The sequence below is a fragment of the Acidimicrobiales bacterium genome, assembly GCA_030747595.1.
Classification (GTDB): domain Bacteria; phylum Actinomycetota; class Acidimicrobiia; order Acidimicrobiales; family MedAcidi-G1; genus UBA9410.
This window is the reverse complement of sequence record JASLKK010000028.1, coordinates 1-3,046: the sequence shown is the minus strand read 5'-3', so window position 1 is coordinate 3,046 and position 3,046 is coordinate 1. Positions and strand designations below refer to the sequence as shown.

At 62.8% G+C, this 3,046-nt stretch carries 2 protein-coding genes; both read left to right on the top strand.

What is annotated here, in order from left to right; genetic code table 11:
• Nucleotides 1-1,470, top strand: a 1,470-nt coding sequence (locus QF777_11805; protein ID MDP6912227.1) for a hypothetical protein, incomplete at its 5' end; no start/stop codon positions are given.
• Between the two features lie 441 nt (nt 1,471-1,911).
• A partial coding sequence (locus tag QF777_11800) for a carboxylate-amine ligase (protein ID MDP6912226.1) occupies nt 1,912-3,046 on the top strand: 1,135 nt, incomplete at its 3' end.

The following is a 3,046-nucleotide window of genomic DNA, read 5'->3' as shown; positions in this document are numbered from 1 at the left end:
CCAACGACCACGGCCGTACCAACGACCACGGCCGTACCAACGACCACGGCCGTACCAACGACCACGGCCGTACCAACAACCACGACTGCGCCCCAGGAACCGGTAGGGCCGGTCGTCGAGACCGGACGCCGGATCTCCTGGAATGGCACCTGCACCGACATCGGAGTCGGGACTACCTACGGCCGGACGGACACCACCCTCACGTGGGAATTCGACAACGACCCGGACCTGACCGGTCTAGAGGTCCGGACCAGACCATCAGAGGCCAGCACCGGCAACCTGTCGAGTGGGCGGAGCGGCGGCTTCGGCCTGGTGAACTGGCGACGGCACGTGGTACCCGTCGACGATGGCCTGGTATACGAGTTCGCCCTGCCCCGTGGACCCGGGAACCCGGTTCAACTCGACGTCGACCTGGTCGTCGAGCACACCAACGGGACGATCTGTGAGGCGCCAATGTTCGTCGGCCTCGTTCCTCCGGAACTAAGCGAGACCGAACAACTCCTGACCGTCCCTGAAGGCATTGTCGTCGACCAATCCCGCTACGCGGACCTGATCGCCCCCGAACCCACCCTGGAGGCCCTCGTCTACGCGTTCGCGGAGTACCGCGGCCCACACGGCATGGGCGACGAGGAACCCGAGTACTCGGCCTGGAAGGTCTGGGACGGCAAGGAGATCAGAGACTACGAAGCGGAACTCCGTCACTTCCTGTTTGGCGATACCCAGGACCTCGGGGACTGGGAGGCCGCCGCCCACATGCTGGAGATCCTCGCCATCATCCATCCCGATCTCGATCCGCGGTTCGCGACGACCGTCGAAGAGGTCAACTTCCCCCAGTTCCACCCCATCTGCGAGCGGTGGATACTCGTCGGCGACTGGATGGCCGCCGGGAACCCGAATTCAAACCACCCATGCCAACGAAACGGCAACGGTGCGTACTTCAGCGATGAATCCACACGCGCACAAAATGGCTATGCCGGCTATCAACGATCACGCGGCCACCTGTACCACAACGCTTTCGTAATCGACGCCGAGGACCTAGCCCGGCCGGATGCCCGGGACGAGTGGGCAGTGGGCACCGTCGTCAACAACCCGTGCTGCGTCATCAATTTCCACGAGTTCGGACACGCTGTGGGCCTCGAGCACACCTACTGCGCCTACAGCGCCCTGTCGCGATGGGAGGACCGCCCCTACATGACGGCACCCTGGTCGGCGGATGATCTGGCTGGCATGGCCATACACCTCGACCCGCGGACCACCCACGGTATGGATATCCACCAGGCCGCCGCTGCACTCGGCATCGAACGGGACACCCGCTTCGACGAGATGGTCGCCAACCCGTGGCGGGCCTGCGGTCGACAGGATTCCGGATGGAATGACTTCGCTGACAGGATCTATGAGGACCACGTCTTGTCAACAAACGTTGGTACAAACCATCCGGACAATCGGACGCCCACACTGTACGACCGCTAATCGGCATTCGAGAGGCGCAGGGTTCTTCCTCCGGGGCAGGGGCTCCGGTTGTCCGCGGCCCGGTCGTCGAGTGACGACCTGCGGAGATAGAGAGCGGCGGTGTTCTGAATGGTTCCCATGTCTCTGTCATGTCCCTGTGTCGGCGGTTGTTGCGCCGGGACTTGAGACTTCTGGGCTTTTCCATTCTGGCTTTGGTGGTACGCCCCCCAGAGCGGGCCATCAAAGACAGAATGGGTCTTTGGCCGCACGTCCCAGTACTGCCCAGAGTGGTTGCCGAGGGAGTGCATGGAGGGTGCCTCAGCGGGCGGGCGCCTGCTGGCTGGGCGATACTTGAAGCATGGAGCAGCGCGAAAATTTCTGTATCCCAACCGGCTGGGGCAAGGCACCCTTCGTCGTAGCCCTATCGCTGATCGACGTGGAGAACGGAGTACACAGCGGGTGGTGAATGAGCCTTCATTTACGATCGGTATCGAGGAGGAGTATCTCCTTGTGGACCGGGAGGGTCGTGACTTGGTTGCTCACCCCCCCAGCGAGTTGTTGGAACAAGGCGCTGACCGCACCGACGGCCGGATGACCACGGAGTTCCTCCAGTCGCAACTTGAGGTGGGGACTAGCAAGTGCGCCTCCGTGCCCCAGGCGGCAGCCGAAATTGTGGAACTCCGGTCGACGCTCTCCGAGATCGTCACAGAGTTTGGCTATGCGATCATCGCTTCCTCGACCCATCCGTTCGGCACCTGGGCATCGCAATCGCAGACACGCAGCGAGCGGTACGACAAGCTGGAGGAGGACCATCAGGTCATTGCCCGTCGCATGCTTATCTGCGGGATGCACGTGCACGTCGGCCTTGATGACGACGACCTACGTATCGACCTAATGCGCCAGGCCTCCTACTTCTTGCCCCACATGCTGGCGCTCTCGACGTCGTCGCCGTTCTGGCACGGTGTGGATACCGGGCTGCGCAGCTTCCGCCTTTCGGTCTTTGACGGGATGCCTCGCACCGGGCTTCCTGAGGTGTTCGAGTCGTGGGTTGACTACCGACGCCACGTCCAGGTCCTTGTCAATGCCGGGGTGATGGAGGACGCCAGCAAGTTGTGGTGGGATCTGCGCCCCTCGGTCCGGTACCCGACGCTCGAGATGCGAATCGCCGACGTGTGTACGAACGCGACCCATGGGTCCTCGGTGGCAGCGATCTACCAGTGTGTGCTTTGGATGCTCCACGAGTTGAAGCGCAGTAACCAGAGCTGGCGCAGCTATTCGAACATGCTGGTTGAGGAGAACCGCTGGCGAGCCCAGCGGTATGGCATCGACAGCGGCATGATCGACTTCGGCGTCGGGGCCCTGGTGCCGTTTGGCGACCTGGTAGACGAACTGCAGGAGATGCTGGCTCCGGCAGCTTCTGAACTTGGGTGTTCGGACGAACTGTTCGCCACACGCCAGATCCTTGAGACAGGAACCAGTGCGCATCGCCAAGTGGCGATCCACGAGGCCGCCGTGGCTAATGGTGCCGAACCACAGGAGGCGCTTCGAGAGGTGGTCGACTTCCTCATCGACGAGACCGTCCGACGGCCGGGCCCTG